Annotated in this window: 18 protein-coding genes; all 18 read right to left on the bottom strand. The window is 44.8% G+C overall.

Annotation, left to right across the window (positions count from 1 at the left end; genetic code table 11):
* Positions 1–14 precede the first annotated feature (14 nt).
* The 18 genes from QZL64_RS05020 to msbA all read right to left on the bottom strand — a co-directional run bounded on the left by QZL64_RS05020 (position 15) and on the right by msbA (position 17703).
* On the bottom strand, positions 15–956 hold the full coding sequence (locus tag QZL64_RS05020; protein WP_021840906.1) for a C40 family peptidase: 942 nt from the start codon (positions 954–956) through the stop codon (positions 15–17).
* Positions 957–1159: 203 nt separating this feature from the next.
* Positions 1160–2134 carry a glycosyltransferase family 2 protein gene (locus tag QZL64_RS05015; RefSeq protein ID WP_021840905.1) on the bottom strand — a complete coding sequence of 325 codons (975 nt, stop codon included), beginning with the start codon at positions 2132–2134 and terminating at the stop codon, positions 1160–1162.
* A gap of 167 nt (positions 2135–2301) precedes the next feature.
* The gene (lepB, locus tag QZL64_RS05010) at positions 2302–2898 is read right to left on the bottom strand and encodes a signal peptidase I (protein ID WP_021840904.1); all 597 of its coding nucleotides are present in this window, start codon (positions 2896–2898) and stop codon (positions 2302–2304) included.
* Between the two features lie 142 nt (positions 2899–3040).
* A complete protein-coding gene (locus QZL64_RS05005; RefSeq protein WP_021840903.1) occupies positions 3041–3913 on the bottom strand; it encodes a YitT family protein in 873 nt (290 codons plus the stop codon).
* A gap of 3 nt (positions 3914–3916) precedes the next feature.
* On the bottom strand, positions 3917–4390 hold the full coding sequence (locus tag QZL64_RS05000; protein ID WP_021840902.1) for a hypothetical protein: 474 nt from the start codon (positions 4388–4390) through the stop codon (positions 3917–3919).
* 398 nt (positions 4391–4788) lie between these two features.
* Positions 4789–5985 (bottom strand): DUF3084 domain-containing protein, encoded by a 1197-nt coding sequence (locus QZL64_RS04995; RefSeq protein WP_021840901.1) that lies wholly within the window; start codon positions 5983–5985, stop codon positions 4789–4791.
* Between the two features lie 313 nt (positions 5986–6298).
* Positions 6299–7390 (bottom strand): LptF/LptG family permease, encoded by a 1092-nt coding sequence (locus QZL64_RS04990; RefSeq protein WP_021840900.1) that lies wholly within the window; start codon positions 7388–7390, stop codon positions 6299–6301.
* Between the two features lie 19 nt (positions 7391–7409).
* Positions 7410–8129 (bottom strand): LPS export ABC transporter ATP-binding protein, encoded by a 720-nt coding sequence (gene lptB, locus QZL64_RS04985; RefSeq protein WP_021840899.1) that lies wholly within the window; start codon positions 8127–8129, stop codon positions 7410–7412.
* Positions 8130–8141: 12 nt separating this feature from the next.
* Positions 8142–8855, bottom strand: coding sequence for an LptA/OstA family protein (locus QZL64_RS04980; protein WP_021840898.1), 714 nt, complete (start codon positions 8853–8855; stop codon positions 8142–8144).
* A gap of 16 nt (positions 8856–8871) precedes the next feature.
* The gene (gene lptC / locus QZL64_RS04975) at positions 8872–9411 is read right to left on the bottom strand and encodes an LPS export ABC transporter periplasmic protein LptC (RefSeq protein WP_021840897.1); all 540 of its coding nucleotides are present in this window, start codon (positions 9409–9411) and stop codon (positions 8872–8874) included.
* Positions 9398–10333, bottom strand: a complete 936-nt coding sequence (locus QZL64_RS04970; protein WP_021840896.1) for a lysophospholipid acyltransferase family protein — start codon at positions 10331–10333, stop codon at positions 9398–9400. The genes lptC and QZL64_RS04970 overlap by 14 nt, the downstream gene beginning before the upstream one ends.
* A 20-nt stretch (positions 10334–10353) precedes the next feature.
* Complete coding sequence (locus QZL64_RS04965) at positions 10354–10875, bottom strand: KdsC family phosphatase (protein ID WP_021840895.1); 522 nt, start codon at positions 10873–10875, stop codon at positions 10354–10356.
* Positions 10875–11846, bottom strand: a complete 972-nt coding sequence (locus QZL64_RS04960) for a KpsF/GutQ family sugar-phosphate isomerase (RefSeq protein WP_021840894.1) — start codon at positions 11844–11846, stop codon at positions 10875–10877. Before QZL64_RS04960 ends, QZL64_RS04965 begins: the two co-directional genes overlap by 1 nt.
* 33 nt (positions 11847–11879) lie before the next feature.
* A complete protein-coding gene (kdsA, locus tag QZL64_RS04955) occupies positions 11880–12698 on the bottom strand; it encodes a 3-deoxy-8-phosphooctulonate synthase (protein ID WP_021840893.1) in 819 nt (272 codons plus the stop codon).
* A 65-nt stretch (positions 12699–12763) separates the two neighbouring features.
* Entirely contained in the window at positions 12764–13495 is a 732-nt protein-coding gene (gene kdsB, locus QZL64_RS04950) for a 3-deoxy-manno-octulosonate cytidylyltransferase (protein ID WP_021840892.1), read from the bottom strand.
* On the bottom strand, positions 13492–14622 hold the full coding sequence (lpxK, locus tag QZL64_RS04945; RefSeq protein ID WP_021840891.1) for a tetraacyldisaccharide 4'-kinase: 1131 nt from the start codon (positions 14620–14622) through the stop codon (positions 13492–13494). The genes kdsB and lpxK overlap by 4 nt, the downstream gene beginning before the upstream one ends.
* 43 nt (positions 14623–14665) lie before the next feature.
* Complete coding sequence (locus QZL64_RS04940; RefSeq protein WP_021840890.1) at positions 14666–15970, bottom strand: 3-deoxy-D-manno-octulosonic acid transferase; 1305 nt, start codon at positions 15968–15970, stop codon at positions 14666–14668.
* Between the two features lie 2 nt (positions 15971–15972).
* Entirely contained in the window at positions 15973–17703 is a 1731-nt protein-coding gene (msbA, locus tag QZL64_RS04935; RefSeq protein WP_021840889.1) for a lipid A export permease/ATP-binding protein MsbA, read from the bottom strand.
* Positions 17704–17711 lie beyond the last annotated feature (8 nt).

Here is a 17711-nt window from a genome sequence, read left to right as displayed (position 1 = left end):
GTAATGTTGTTCATTTACATTACGCGTTTGGCACCGATATAACGCTCGCCCCAATAACTGTCATTAACACTGGCTATGGCTACGCCACTACTGGAAGTGGCACTGATAAATTTACCGTCGCCGATATAAATCCCCGAATGGGATACGCCCTCTTCATAGGTTTGGAAAAACACTAAATCACCGGGCTGCAAATTATGCTTCCCGATTTTCTGGCCTACCAAATATTGTTCATCCGCACTGCGCGGCAAATCAATCCCTGATTTGGCAAATACATAGCGCACATAGCCGGAGCAGTCAAAGCCCTGCGGGGTAGCGCCGCCGAATACATACGGCACACCGCGATAACGTTCCGCTTCAGTAATAATTTCACTGATAGACTTTGATACTTTACCGGTTTTAGTAAAAATAAAGTCCGGAGCGATTGGATCGAGAATACCGTTTGTCGGTGTCTTTGACTTTATCGTAGCGGTATTTTTCTTGGCTACCGCTTGTACTTTCGCATCGCCGTTTTTATTTGACTTGTTATTTTTTACCTTAGTCTTTTTAGTCGTTTTGGCAGCCGTTGTATCGGTTGCTGCTGCAGTCTTTTTCTGAACCGTAGCTTTACGACCGGCCGCCATTTCAGCGGCAATCTTATCATCAGACATACGGCCCAAACCGGCTACCACATGTTCATCAAGCTCTTTACCCATTAATTTCTTATAAGTAACAGCATCTAAAACACCGTTCACCGGTAAATTGTTATCTTTTTGATATAGGCGTACTGCCCATTTGGTATTGGCATCATACTCGCCATTGAGTCGTGCATTATATCCGGCTGCAATCAACTTCTTCTGAATAGCCGAAATGTCGCCGCCTTTAGCGCCATACGTATACCCGGCCGCACTGACAAATTGCGTGCTGACCATTAACATTACTGCCGCTGTGATGGCGACTTTTCTTTTAATTGATTTCATAGTACTATCCTCAAACTAGTCTCTGAGTACCCATACTTCAACAGGTTCTCCTTACGTCAAAACTGTCTTCTTATAATTATACCACAAATAGTTTGCAGATGACTATTAACTAGCCTTAGACAGCTATATTATTTACTCATTACACTTCGCTTAGGCGTATTATCAGCTTCATTTTACTGTATTATACGCTTCCACTTACTGTATTATAAACCTCGTTTTGGTGCATTATTATGCCCTTGCGATTGATTGGCTTCGTCAATATTATAACCGCCGCGTATCCAATATAACGGTCGGTGCTTAACTTCTTCAAACACACGTCCCACATATTCACCGATAATACCGATACCGACGAGTTGCACACCACCTAAGAAGAAAATAGCAACGCCCAAAGTAGCCCAGCCGCTCACAGCGGAGTCGGTGAAGAAATGCACATATAGAATATGCAAAATCATGAGCAAGCTCAATAAGCCGCAAATCAGACCGATATAAAAAGCGGCCCTTAGCGGTACTTTTGAGAAAGCCGCAATGCCGTCCAAGGCAAAGTGCAACATTTTGCGCACACTGAACTTGGATTTGCCGGCAAAACGCGGTGGCGCCACAAAGTGGATTTCCGCTTGATTATAACCGATAGCACCAACGATGCCACGCAAAAAGCGACCGTGCTCACGGAAACGCAGCAAGGTATCCAAGGCGCGACGATTCATCAAACGGAAATCGGAGCCCCCTTCTACGATTGGCACATTGGCCATTATGTTCATTAATTTGTAATAATATTTTGATGTGAAAGATTTAGCCCAGCCCGCATCTTCCGTGGAATCACGAATGGTGCGCACTACATCGTGGCCTTCTTCCCAAAGTCGAACTAATTCCGGAATCAATTCCGGCGGATGCTGCATATCACCATCCATAGTAATGACCGCATCACCGGTGGAATAATCAAGTCCGCAGGTCAGCGCCAATTGATGGCCGAAATTACGGGCCAACAACAACACCTTAACATCTTTATCCTCAGCCGCAATATGGCTGAGCATAGTCGCCGAATCATCGGACGAACCATCATCGACGAAGATAATTTCCTGGTCGTAAGGTAGCGTGTTCAGCACTTTTTTGACCGAGCTGTAGAATTTTTTTATATTTGCCTCTTCATTATATACGGGCACTACTACTGACAATAACATAGGCCGCCTCCGTTTCCTTAATTGCGACTTTATTTTACTAAATTTCAAGGCCCTTGGCAAATAAACAAAGTTTAAAATAAAAAGTTGAACCCCGCCGAAGCAGAGTTCAACTGACTTTCTGCAAAATCTGTTATGTAATCGACTCCACGTTAAACTTTCAATTCAAATTAAAAGCTTAAATCATATACCACATGACCGATTACATTTTTAATAGGCACAGGGCCGATAAAGCGGCTGTCGCTGGAATGATTGCGATTATCCCCCATTACGAAGACATGACCTTCCGGTACAACGACCGGTGCCGTTTGGCTATATTGCATAGTCGGTTCTTTCGTATATGGTTCTTCCAATTCCTTGCCATTGCGCCATACATGGCCATCTTTAAACTCTAACGTATCGCCCGGCAAGCCAATCACACGTTTTACCCAAGCATCATGGCGTTCCGCATCTTTACTGAAAATAGAAACGTAGTTCGATACAACATCAGCCACATCATCTTTCCAGGTACGATCACGATTAACACGGCTGTCGATGATAACAATATCGCCGTATTGCGCCATATTGCCTTGAATATGATCTAATTTAGATACAACCAGAAAATCACCGTTATGCAGTGTATCTTCCATGGATTCACCGGATACACGAGTAATCTGCCCCAAGAACAAATGAACTACAATCGCAATAGCGAGGGCAATAATAATCGCATATAACCACTCACCGATTTCATGTATAATCTGTTTTCCAATTGACTTTTCTTCTGCCATACAACCTTCCGGCTTCGTTACAACACCCTACTGTCAAGCCATATTGCTTAAAACTGTCAACCTCTATGTTGAAAGTTTCTTACCAAGACTCAACCATTGTTGCTAAAACCGGACTCCTTTCTTCAAAGAACCGTGCTGCTATTTAGTGAATCGTCTTCTTCCCGAACTGACCGCCAAATACATCATGCACGTCAGAAATAGTAATAAACGCATTTTCGTCATTTTCATATACCACGTCTTTCAACTTGGTGATTTCCAAACGCGTCACTACTGAGTATAGCACTTTTTTCGGTTGTTTTGAATAGCCACCTTCACCAAAAAGAACGGTTACGCCACGACCGAGTCGTTTCGTAAGCACTTCACTGATTTCATCCGGATAATCCGTAATAATCATAACGCCCTTGGATTCTTCAAGACCGGTGATGGTAATATCAATCATCTTATACGCAATAAAGTACGCAATAAGGGAATACATAGCACTGTTCCAGCTATATACGAAGCCTGCTGCCCCCAAAATGAATAAGTTTAAAAACATAACGATTTCGCCAACGGAGAAGCTGCTCTTTTTGTCAAAAATAATAGCCACAATTTCACTGCCATCCAAAGAACCGCCGTTACGAATAATCATGCCAACACCCAGACCAAGGATAATCCCGCCAAAAATCGAAGCCAGGAACGGGTCGATGGTCACCGGTGGTACATCATGCATGAATACGGAAAAAACAGAAATGCACATTACCGAGAATAAGGTGGCAATGGTAAAACTGCGCCCGATAAGGCGATAGCCTATATAGAGGAACGGTAAATTAAGAATAACTACGAAAACACTGAAAGATATGCCCGTAAGTTCCGTTGCCATCAAAGAAATACCGACTACACCACCGTCGATGATGCTGTTCGGTACGAGAAATACATCCAAACCGAAGGTATAAATCAAAGACCCTACAATCATCCAAAAGTAACGAATTGCATGATCCTTCCATGTTAATTTTTGTGAACGTTTAGCTGCTGCCATTGTCTATCCCCTTTCTTTCTTGCCCAAAATATATTGTTCACCGATTATCCACGCCGTAAAATCATCAACCGACACCGGTGGATACAGCATGCCTTTCGGCACCAATCGTTTCAAACCGGTAGGCGGATGAAACTCAAAATAACGTTTACGCGCCACTTCCGTAGTATGTGCTTCTTCAGCGAGTGCTACCGGTAAATCTTGTGTTTTGCCTAAGGTTTCCAATATGTGAAATACAAATTTATGATTCGTCCCATTACCGCAAATTAATTCATTAATCGCTTTAAACTGTGTAAGAACGGATGTGAGTGATGTTTCAAGCTCCGCAGTCGGAACAATTGCTTTATATACCAATGTAGCGGTTGCTTTCGTCATGACCGCAACGCCACTTTTCTCGCGTCCCGGATCCACCGCCAACAGTAAAGGCGCCTTGGCGTCTACATTAGCCGCTTTATACAAAGCATCTGTGTCTAATTGCATCCCCAGCCTCCTTTACTATACTCGTGCCAACTATTCGGCACAACCATCGAACATATCCCTACCCTATTACCTAAAAATTTTCACAAAAAATGCTGTCGGTAGCTAAGCTATCGGCAGCATTCTATCTGTTCCGGCATAGTAATCAAATCGATACCTCAGTTTATAAGCAATACTCAGCCTACATGCCCTACAAACATAGCTGCAACAGGTGAATTTACAATTTGCTTTTCAAACGAATCTTTTCGATATGTTTTATTATACCATATAAGTAACAAGGCTTAGTTACTAAATCTTATATAACCTATGCTTTTTTCACATAATTAAAATCATTGAATCTCAAATTACCGCAATTTAATCGTCATGACTATTTCATCGATATTAAATCATCACGCTAAAACTTACGATCCAGAAGTATTGGTGCGCACCGGATCAAGGCGCAATTCAATCTGAACCGGACCGGTCGTATAAGTATCTTCATTTACAATAGCTCTGATGCGAACAGGACCACTCAAGCGGCTCAATTGACGAATGGTATCAAATAATTCATCACCCGGTAAAGAGCCTACGTCGCCGGAAATCGGATCCGGCAAAATGCCTTTAGACTTTGCCTGGGCATTCACGTCTTTTAAGAAAGATAATACGGCAAACTGCGCATTGTCGCCCCCTTCAACTTCAGCGGACCAAATTACATCGCCCTTATCGTATATTTTCTGATACGGATACGCATGAATTTCAGCCAAAGCGGCTTCGCCGTAAATAATATTGGCCGCTGCGGTCACGCGAATCGTCATCGGTTCCGTAGCGCTGGCCACCTGTTTGGCTACTTCTTCCAAATTGTTGCGACTTACATAAATAGCGGCACGGTTTTCATCAATTCCGAGACGGCGTAAAATCAAACCGTTGGTGTCATTCAAAATGCTCGTAATCGCCTTGGTGCTTTCATCTTCGGTTAAGCCCGGACGAACCAAGGCCCCACTTAATACTTCACCGACACGGAAAAGCACGGTGCCTTCACGAACATGGGTAATCCCTTCTTCCAACCGTTTCGTAGTTACCCGTAAATCTTCAATATGTTGTTCCAATTCGGTTCTGGTATTTTCCAATGTTTGAATATCTTTGGCCGATTGAGCCAAGCGTGCATCAGCCTGACGGTACGCTTCTTGAACGGAAACAAGCTCTTCACTCATAGCATTACGAGCAGCGCGAGCTTCCTCCAATTCCTCCTGTGTTGCTTGCACATCTTTACGCATCGTATTTAAAGCGACAGTCTTTTCGCTTAATTCTTTTTTGCCCGCTTCCAACTCTTGATTCTTAGCCGCTACATCGCTATTCAACTGATCCATTTCAGCTCGCAACTGCTCCATACCAAAAAGAGCGATACGAACATTTTCCGACGCAATGGCCAGCACCCCTAAGGTAAAGGCGGAAATTAAAATCCCCGTAACAATTGTCATAATAATGGATGTATGTTTAGGCCTGAGGCCAAAAATGGACATACGTCGCTTACCGATTTTAGTACCTAATTTATCGCCAATGAAAGCAATGGCGCCGCCCATGATAGCAATAATTAAAATAATATTTAAACCGACCAACATGTCGAGCGCACTCCTTTCCTCTTATAATCAAATTTACCAATTTATCACTAAAACATTTATGCGAGAGACTTATAATAAACCTTTATGCCAAGGCGCGAGGTTTTTTATCGTCTTATTAACTCTGCTAATTGAAAACTGAAATATATAGTTTCCGTTTCTATTGTACTCTATTTTCAAGAAAAGAAAAAGTAAACTTCATGAAAAAAATGACCTTGGCAAAACAAATACCAAGGTCATTATATCTATATCCAACATTTTATTGGAAAACTTTCTGAATCTATTGTAATAGATGCCTTCTGTTTTCGTTTTTCTTTTATTTAGATACTTTCCAGTTCAACCACAAACCGGCGATAATCCCCAAAGTATCAGGGATAGCAGCCGCTACAAGCGGTGGCAGCGCTCCCCCTTTACCAAGCGCACCGGTAAAGGTCATTACCCCGTAATACACGAAGATAATGATGACGCTGAGACCAAACCCGATGGACGAGCTGGAACGCTGTTTTTGAAGGCCCAACGGCGCCCCTACCAAGGCAAATACGAAGCTGGCAATAGGAATGGTAAAACGTTGATACATTTCCATTTCCCACTTGGTAGCCGTTACATAGCTCGCATTTAAGGCCTTAATTTGTTGACGCAGTTCTTTAATCGTCATTTCGTCAGGATCGCGTTGTTCCTGTGAAATCTGGTCCGGATCTTTAGCGATTGGCAATATCTGGTCTTTAAATCGCATCGTACGTTCTACACCATTGCCGTCGGCCGCCAAGTCATAGATAACACCGTTGTGCATTACCCAATACGTACCGTTCCAGGTTGCCGTATCGGCATGTTCAATCTGGGTTACTTCGCCATTGGTAAAAAGCTGAGCCGTAACACCGTTAATGAGTTTGGTTGTCGAATCATAACGCTTCGCATACATGAGGGTACTGATATTGTCCCCTTCCATAGTTTTCAAAACAATATGCTCCTGAGCCGGCGGCTCCGCCTGCTTCTTAATTTCATTACGAATAATGTTTTGATACGCATGGTTAGCGGCCGGTACTACATATTCATTGAACGCAATAGCGCCGATAGAAATGAAGAATGCCGCAATATACACCGGCATGGCCAAGCGCAAGAAACTCATGCCGCCGACACGCATTACGATAATCTCACTGGTACCGCTCAAACGGCCAAAAGCCAACAGCGATGCCAAAAGTACGGCCATCGGGAATGTAAGTACCACAATGCTCGGCAAGGCTAAAATAAAGGCCCTGGTTACCGACCATAAGGACGCCCCGTATTCCGTAATATATTGAGCGATACGGAATAAAGTACCGGTCCCTACGAAAATACTGGTAAAGGCAAAAATACCGAAAAGAAAGGGGCCTATAAAACTTTTTAAAATATATTTATCTAATATTCGCATGTTTGTATATCACCAGCCCCTACATATTAAAACTATCGCCTAAATAATGCTTACGAGCCACCGGACTGTTGGCCACTTCATCAGCGGAACCTTCCAAGAGGATTTTACCATTGCTCAAAATATAAGCACGGTCAACGATACCTAAAGTTTCACGCACATTATGGTCCGTAATTAAGACGCCGATACCGCGTGCTTTTAGATGGCGAATGATAGATTGAATGTCGGCTACGGCAATAGGATCGACCCCGGCAAACGGTTCATCCAACAAAATAAACCGCGGTGCCAAGGCGATACAACGGGCAATTTCCACACGGCGTCGTTCACCCCCGGATAATTGCATCCCCGTGCGTTGGCGCACATGTTCAATATGGAATTCCTGCAATAACGCTTCTACCGTTTCCTCAATCTCCGCCTTCGATTTAGTCGTTGTTTCCAACATGGCGCGGATATTGTCTTCCACGGAGAGTGACCGAAATACAGAAGCTTCCTGCGGCAAGTAACCGATGCCCTGATCGGCTCTTTTATACATAGGCATTCTGGTAATGTCTTTCTCACCGATAGTAATTGTACCGCTATTTGGTTTTTCAATGCCAACAATCATGTAGAAGGTGGTTGTCTTACCGGCCCCGTTAGGCCCCAATAAGCCCACCACTTCGCCTTCTTCGACACGAACACTGACACCATCTACAACATTGCGCCCTTTATATGTTTTTACTAAATCTCGGGTTTCAATAAACATTCAAGTTACTCCTTACTGCTGCGGCGTGATGATCAACGTACTACGTCCACCTACAGTTTGTACCGAATTATCTTTCATTTCTAATTTTAATTCCGGCGCATTAAGCACATTACCGTTTTGTACGGCGTGAGCATTACCGGTTAAATACGCTACCCCATCATCCTGACCGGGCGTCTGGGTGTACACGGCATTATCTGCACTGGCATCCAAATTGTGCTTAGCACTGTGCAAGGTTACATTTCCTTGTGCAGTGGCACGAATTTCATTGAGCCATCCTTGTACATAATCACCGGTCAATACGGCATCATCCATAACGAGTTTAGCATTGCCGCGGGATGTACCGTATTCCGTTTTAGTATTGTATGTTACGGTATCACCGAAAACTTGTTTATTTTCTTTTTGCAAACGAACATTACCGGTTGCCTGAAGCTGTTCATTATTGGTACTGTGAAGCGTCTGCGCGGATAAGGATGTATCCGAACCAATCATGCTGACACCGCCGGACAAATCAGCTTCCTGTGTTTTTGTATTATACCAGCCGGTTTTACCGGTCATCGTCTTGTCTTCATTGATAATTACCACATTGCCATTGGCTCTGGCAATACCGCTGTTACCGTCATATTCCAAGGTATCGGCGGTAATGGACAAATTGGACTGAGCCGCCCAAACCGGTACCGCAAGGCCTGCCACAAGTGCAGTAACCGCCATTATTTTTGACAATTTCATCTGTCAAATCCTCCCATCACTTCTTAACTAATTTAGCATGACCCTTGGCCATGACTTTATTCAATACCGTATCGGCTTCCAATTGATCACCGGTCACTACAGCATCGCTGTTAGAGAATGTAAACGGTGTTTCAGAAGTCAATTTCTTCGTTTTATTATCAAAGGAAATAGATTCGGTAGTAAGTTCCACATCGGCACCATTAGTACCCTTTACACCACCGGCCAATTGCATTTTATTATGGTCCCCCGACATGTAACCGCGCGGTGCCGTTACAACGAGTGTTTTATCACCATCATAAAATGTTCCCTTCATATTTGTCAGGTAAATCTCCTTAGTCTTCGGATTCACTTTAATCTGTTCCGCCGAAACGGACCAAGCAGTTTTACCGTTTTGTTCTTCTGTGATGGTCGATCCGTCAAATGTCACTAGATTCCCCGTCGGTTGCGTCGGATCCGTTTTCGTTTCCGCCTCACCGCTTAGTAATATCCAGATAAACACCCCTACCAGTGCAAGTACGATGGCTATGACTAAAATCGTCTTCTTATTTTTTAGCATGAACTGCGTCCCTCACCTTCAGTTTTGCCTCAATATCCACTATTTCATTTAGTTTAGTATTCCAACGATGCTGGAACCATAACCATTCGGTAGGATGCTGTCTGATAAAATCTTCCGTAACCCGTACGGTGGCTTCCGTCAAGCGGTAAATATCTTCTTCTTCATTCCCCGTATCTTCATAGTAAAGCGGCGGCAGTATTTCCACTACATGGCCTACCCCATCCGGCTTACGGTGCGTAAATACAGGTACTACGGGGGCTTTAAATTTCTGGGCAAAGGTTGCCGGACCTGTTACAGCCGATGATTCCTGTCCCAAAAATTCAACCGGTAATCCCTGAATATAACCATCCTGGTCCGCCAAGAAACCTAAGAGTTTCTTTTGTTTCATCGCTTTTACGGCACGAATCATTTCGGAACCGCCGCGAGCAAATACTTCAAGCCCTACCATTTCACGATATTCATTAAGCAATCGTGTAACTTGTGCATTTGGCTGTTTCTTAACAATGGTTGTGGACGGATAACCGCTGGCAGCCAACGCTGCGCCCATCCATTCCCAGTTGCCTACATGGGCCGTCAAAATAACAACGCCTCGTTTCTCGGCCAATGCTTTATCTAAATATTCCATACCGTGCATTTCTACATGCTCGGCAATAAATTCCTTCGTTAAGTTTGGCATATATAAAATTTCCAGTGCGGAACGGCCCAAATTCTTAAATAATTCACAGAGAATTTGTTCCGCTTCTTTTTCTGAAACATTCATGCCCTTCATGACATTATAAATGCCACGTTTAATTTGTTTTTTAGCAAACAGCGAGTATAAAGGGCCTAAGCCTGCCCCTATACGAAGTATCGTGCGATACGACAACTTACAAGTCAATGCGCTTAAGCCTTTTAACAGTTTATATTGCCATTCATTTGACATACCGTACGTACCTCCTTTCGCTATTGACCTTGACTATATATTTCATTCTTATAATCTTCAACCAATTCGTCCCAACGACCTGATTCTTTAAAAATATGCTCAATGGCTTCACGAATGGCCCCATGACCGCCCGCTTTAGAAGCCGTAAACTTAGCAATCGCTTTTACTTCCGCTACACCGTTAGCCGGTGCCATGGGATACCCTACCGTGGTAAGAGCTCCCAAATCATTTAAATCATCGCCCATATAGGCCATTTCAGCCGTAGAGATACCTAACCCTTCGGCCAGTTCTTTAATGGCCGCCGTCTTATTATGGCAGGCCATACGAACAAAATCGAACTTTAATTCTTCAGTGCGGCGCTCTACCATCTTGGAGTAGCGCCCCGTAATAACGGCCAACTTCAAGCCGCCGCGACGGGCTAAGGCAAGGCCCAGTCCGTCCTGTGCATTGAACACTTTTATTTCATCACCGGTGGCGGTATAAATGATACCGCCTTCGGTCATGACGCCGTCCACATCTAAGATCAAACAGCGCACTTTCATTATACAATACCTCGACGCAATAAGTCTGTAATATGTACAATTCCCAAACATTCTTTCTTATCATTAACTACCGGCAACACCGTGATTGGGCGCGGTTGATTTTTTTCCATCAAATGGAGTGCTTCGGCAGCCAGTTTATCTTTCGTAATCGTGCGCGGCATGGCCGTCATCATGTCTTCTACGGGCCATTCCAAGAAATTACTGCCCGCATCGAGACCACGTCGAATGTCGCCGTCCGTAACGAGACCGATTAAGTGACCTTCTTCATCGACCACATTGGTAGCGCCAAGACCTTTTTCCGTCATTACGAATAAAGCATCGCGCACACTGGCCCCTTTATGAACCACCGGATTATCTTCACCGCTGTGCATAATATTTTCAACCGTTAAGAGTAATTTGCGTCCCAAAGATCCGCCCGGATGGAAAATGGCAAAGTTTTCCGGTGTAAATTTATGACGATCCAACAAACATACCGCCAAGGCGTCGCCTAAAGCGAGGGCTACCGTCGTACTGGTAGTCGGTGCCAACCCCAAAGGGCAAGCTTCTTTTTCTACTTCAACCAACAATACGATATCCGAATTCTTGGCTAAGGTCGAATTATGTTTCCCTACTACACTGATTAACTTCGCCCCGATACGACGTAATGAAGGCAATAAACTAATCACTTCACCGGTTTCACCGCTATTGGAAAAGGCCAGCACGATGTCTTCCGACGTAACCATACCAAGGTCTCCGTGCACACCTTCACCGGGATGTAAGAATAACGCCGGCGTGCCCGTAGAGGCCAAAGTAGCCGCTACTTTACGGGCAATGTGACCGGATTTACCCATACCCGTACAAACCACGCGACCATGGGAATTTAAAATCATATTCACCGCATCGATGAAATTACCGTCTAAAGTTGTGATTAATTTTTCAATGGCTTGAGCTTCTTCATGAAGCACTTGAGCCGCTTGCTCCAAAACGTTCATGGATGTTCCATCCCCTCTATTCGTATTCTTCAATTAGCCTTTAACAATTTTGTCAATGGCTACTAAATCACGTAACATTGCTTCCAAATCGTCCAAACGAACCATGTTAGGGCCATCGGACAAAGCCTCTTCCGGATTATCATGAACTTCCATGAAGAAACCGTCAACGCCGGCGCCGGCAGCGGCTCTCGCCAAGTTAGGCACGAACTCACGCTGACCGGAGGAACTGGTGCCCGCACCGCCCGGTAACTGCACGCTGTGCGTAGCATCGAAAACTACCGGATAACCGAAGCTGCGCATGATTGGGAAGGAGCGCATATCCACTACCAAGTTATTGTAACCAAAGCTGGCACCGCGTTCCGTTAAGAACAAGTTAGGATTACCTGCTTCTTCTACTTTTTTAACAACATTGCTCATATCCTTAGGCGCCAAGAACTGACCTTTTTTAATGCTGATTGCTTTGCCGGTTTTGGCAGCGCCGTATACGAGATCGGTCTGACGGCATAAGAACGCCGGAATCTGCAATACGTCGAGTACTTCAGCGGCCGGTTCAATCTGTTCAATGGAATGGATATCGCTGATAACCGGAACCTGTAATTCTTTTTTAATATGAGCTAAAATTTTAAGACCTTCTACAAGACCGGGTCCGCGGAAAGAATTAAAGCTGGAACGATTGGCTTTATCGAAGGAAGCCTTAAAGATATAAGGAATGCCTACGCGTTCACAGATTTCTTTGGCACGACGACCAATATTGAGCGTGCGTTCCGGATCTTCAATTACACAAGGACCGGCCATTAGGAAAAGACCTTTACCACCACCAAGGGTTAAGTTGCCTACTTTAACTTCTTTCATGAATATCTCCTTATATAATACACTTCAAATTTAAAATTTTTATGGAAAAACCGATATATTTGCTCTTACAAGCCCTGTTTTTTAAAAATTTCATTAACAGCAGCCAAATCTTCCGGCGTATCGACACCGATAAAACGAGCCTCGGTTTTTATAACTTGAATAGCAATGCCATTTTCTAAAGCACGCAGTTGCTCCAATGACTCTGTAAGTTCTGCAGGCGTTGGCTCCATCTTCGCGAATTCCAGGAGAAAATCTCGGGTATACGCATAAATGCCGATATGCTTTAACGGTGCATTCACAAACGCATTGCGCGGGTAAGGAATCAACGAGCGGGAAAAATACATAGCCTGGCCTTTTAAATTACAAATAACCTTTACGGCTGACGGCTCATTATATTCTGCTTCCCCTAAAGGAGCGCCTACGGTCGCCATTTTAAGCTCACCGTCATGACGGAATAAATCTCCCAAACTATCGATTAAATCCGGCGCAATCAAAGGTTCATCGCCCTGAACATTGATAATTACATCAATATCGGGTCTCGCTTCAGCCACTTCCGCCAAGCGATCGGTACCGGTCAAATGATTGGCCTTCGTCATAATAGCCGTGCCGCCAAAGCCCGCAACAGCATCAAATACACGCTGATCGTCCGTAGCCACAATGACTTCATCAGGCACTGCAGCCTTCGATACTTGCTCATAGACGCGCTGAATCATCGGTTTGCCCGCAATATCCGCCAATGGCTTACCGGGTAAACGGGTCGACGCATATCGTGCGGGAATGACACAAGCTATTTTCATAAAGTATCCTTCTTTCCTACGCCTTTAATACAGGCCTTAAACTCTTCTTCCCCTTTGATAAATTCAATACCGATAGGGATTACATATACAGGTATCTTCAAATCATGTACGGCTTGCATTTGACTTAATTTAACCGCATCTTTTTCGGTCGTCACAATGGCTGTAGCACCTTTGGCAAAAGCGGTACACCACATTTTAACCACATCATCGGTAGTATATTCATGATGATCGCCAAATTCCAAACTGTCAATGACTTCATAGCCAAGACTGTTTACAGTGTGCTGAAATGATTCGGGCCGACCGATACCGCTCACCGTTAAAAACTTGTGAGACACTACGAGTGAAGCTTGCGCTTCTTCATTGCGCTCCCAAGAATCCAAAGTTTGCATGCCCAACGGCTTATGAATGGTTTCAACAATCGGAATGTTCGGTGCCAACTGCCCGAGGCGATGTTTAATACCGAATAGAATATCTGCCGGTACCTGATCCGTCTTAGTCAAAACGAATACATCGGCACGACGCAAACCGTCCAACGGTTCCCGTAAAAGACCGCGCGGTAATACGTGGTCATAGCCGAACGGATTAGCCGCATCAATGAGCACGATATCTAAATCACGAGCCAACTTGCGATGCTGAAAACCATCATCTAATACAAGTATATCACTACCGAGCGTTGCTGTCGCTACTTGGGCAGACGCTGCACGCTCACGACCGATAACCACACTGGTATGTCCCAGCCCTTTACCTAAGAGCCAAGCTTCATCACCACTCACGGCAGGGGTAACTTCCAAGCGACCGCAGCGCGATACAATGATTGTATCCTGATTATCCTCGGCCCGATAGCCTCGACTCAGTACAGCCGGTGCCATATTAAGCGATTCTAAATATTGGCAAATATAGCGCACCATCGGTGTCTTACCGGTACCGCCGGCCGTAATATTGCCAACGCTGATTACCGGCACGCTAGCCCTGGTAACGCCTTGGAGCTTATCAAATTTCTGATTGCGATAGGTCGCCCCTTGCGCATATACCATACTTAACAAACCGAGGCCGCCTCTGGCAACGTCTGCCAACGGCCCTTTTGCCCGACCGCTCACCAACTTTTTAAACAGTTGTTCCCCTTTCATGAGCTCTTACCTCCTTTGCCGTAACTTTACAATTTAGTCCAAGTTACGGAATGATGTGATAGTTTTCAAATAATTTACGTAACTCTTCCGTATTGCGCTGGGTGGCACCGCGGTTTTCATAAACAATCTCCAAACAGTTCCGCCCCATCGCTTCGCGACGTTCCTTATGGCGGCAAAGTTCGAGCATCGTATCGGTCAATTCTTTGCCATCTTTAACCATAAGACATGCATCTCTTGAGCTTAAGAGTGAGTAAATTTCTTTAAAGTTAAACATATGCGGCCCTACCAAAATCGGTTTGCCGTGAGCCGCCGGTTCTAAAATGTTATGACCCCCGGTGCGAACTAAGGAACCGCCTACAAATATAATATCACCTAAGCTGTAAAGCCTGCCCAATTCACCGATTGTATCGAGTACCACCACCGGCGTTTTCTCATGAACCGGTCCGGTCATGACACTGCGACACATCGCCTTGAGACCATACTTTTCAGCTAAACTTTTGACGTCATTGCCGCGCATAATTTCACGAGGCGCAATGAGTAAACGAGCTTCCGGATATACCTTTAAAATCTCATTAAAGGCCGTCAAAACAGCATCTTCCTCACCGCGATGCGTACTGCCGGCTACGATAATCGGATGGTTACGGCCAAAGCCGAATTCATCTTGGAGGTTCTTTTTCTCTTCGTCTGTCACCTGAGCATATGTCTGGTCGTACTTCGTATTACCGGTTACGGTAATGCGATCTTTGGCGGCGCCGAGATATTCGATATATTCCGCATCCAATTTAGACTGCATGCAGAAGTATTGAATGGACGCCAGCATTTCTTTCGTAAAGGAACGAATCATCCAGTACCGCTTCATACTGCGATCGCTGATGCGACCGTTTACCATCATAACCGGAATTTTTTCATCTTCCGCAATGCGCAAGAAGTTCGGCCAGATTTCCGTTTCTACGAGTAAAATCGTAATCGGTTTAATGATATCCAAAATACGACGCGTCAAAAACGGCAAATCCAGCGGAAAGAAAATAATCCCTTCCGCTTCCGGAATGATGCGATGTGCCATAGCATGGCCGGTGGCGGTAACCACCGATACGACTACGACTGCTTCCGGAAATTTCTTTTTAATATCTTTTACAATGGGACTGGTTGCCACAATTTCACCTACCGATGCGGCATGCACCCAAATAGCACGACGGCCTTCGATTTTGCGCATCAATGAATCGGGCATAAAACCGGCACTCTGCCGAATACGCTCATAGAAACCTTCTTCAAACGCCAGTCGATAGAGGATGACCGGTATCAAACCAATCCAATATATAATTAGTAATACGTTGTATACCCAATACATCCTTAATGTCCTTTACTTGCAAATTGCACGGAATATAAATGTTGATAGAGACCATTTTGAGCGAGGAGCTCTTCATGGGTTCCCACTTCTTCAATATGACCCTGACGCAACACAATAATTTGGTCTGCATTCTTGATTGTGCTGAGACGGTGAGCAATAACGAACGCCGTACGGCCTTTCATCAATCGCTCCAACGCTTCCTGCACGAGCTTTTCGCTTTCCGTATCGAGGGCCGACGTAGCTTCGTCCAAAATCAAGATTTTCGGATTTTTCAAAATCGCACGGGCGATGGCAATGCGTTGACGCTGACCGCCGGATAAGGAGCTGCCCCGCTCGCCTACCAAGGTGTCAAAGCCGTGCGGTAATTTTTCGATAAATTCGAGGGCGTTAGCCGCTTTCGCTGCGGCATACACTTCCTCTTCCGTACCGTCTAAACGACCGTATAAGATGTTATCGCGAATGGTGGCGTTAAAGAGCATTGTTTCCTGCGGTACCAAGCCTACCTGTTCACGCAAGGAGTTAAACGTCACATCGCGCACATCAATGCCGTCGATACGGAGTGCCCCCGCCGTTACATCATAAAAACGCGGCAACAAATTGGCAATGGTTGTCTTGCCTGCACCGGATGGACCAACAATGGCCACTACACGACCGGCCGGTACGGTAATGGATACATCCGTTAAAGCCGGTTTTTCACCATCATAGGAGAAGGACACATGGTCAAATTCAACTTGACCAGAGAGTTCCGGTAAGGCAATCGCATTCGGCTTTTCCTTAACCTGTGGCTCGGTGTCCAAGATTTCAAAAACACGGTCGCCCGCAGCCATGGCTTTTTGAATATTGCCGTATACTTGGCTCAAGCGTTTTACCGGATTAGATAAGTTAATCGCATAGATTAAGAAGGCGATTAAGGAACCGGCGGAAATAGCGCCTGTTACTACATTATAACCGCCATACCAGAGAATGACCGTCACCGCAATGGCTGCGGAAAATTCAACGAGCGGACTCAATAAGGCGGATAACTTAGTGGCTTTCATAGCGGCTAAAAAGTTACGCTTATTTTCCTTCTCAAAACGCACCACTTCATAATCTTCACGGGCAAAGGAGCGAACTACGCGAATACCGGAAATAACTTCCTGCAAAAGGGATGTAATATCCGCAATACGGCCCTGCACATCATGACCGGCCAAGCGAAGTCGCTTGCCGAAAACATTGATAAGGCCAAGCACGACCGGTACGATAATGAAGGTTACCAAAGTTAATTTCCAATCGATGAGAATCATGGAAACCAAGGAACCGATTAAGGTAACCCCTTCCGTAATGAAGGAGATCAAATTATCGACGATGGCCGTCTGCAAAGCACCAACGTCATTGGTTAAATTACTCATGACTACGCCCGTTTTACGGCGATCAAAATAAGCCTGATCGAGGCGCTGTAACTTTTTAAACAAGGCTTCACGAATATCGATGATAACTCGCTGACCTACATAACTCATGGTATAGGTCTGACCGTAAGTGGCAAAACCGCGCACCAGAAAGACCAACAAAATGGCAACCACGATGAGATTTAACATCTGCATATCTTTCGCCTGCAGCACATCATCCACTACATTTTTGATGAGCCAAGGCACCACTAAATAAGCGGCTGCCGCTATAATCATACAAATTAAACCGAAAATCAAACGTCCGATATACGGTTTAATATATACTAATAATCGTTTATAACTTCCCATTCATATCC

The organism is Veillonella sp. CAG:933 (assembly GCF_000431435.1).
In the GTDB taxonomy this organism is placed as follows: Bacteria; Bacillota; Negativicutes; order Veillonellales; family Veillonellaceae; genus Veillonella_A.
Note: the sequence above shows the minus strand (reverse complement) of the source record. Positions and strands in the feature narration are given on the sequence as shown.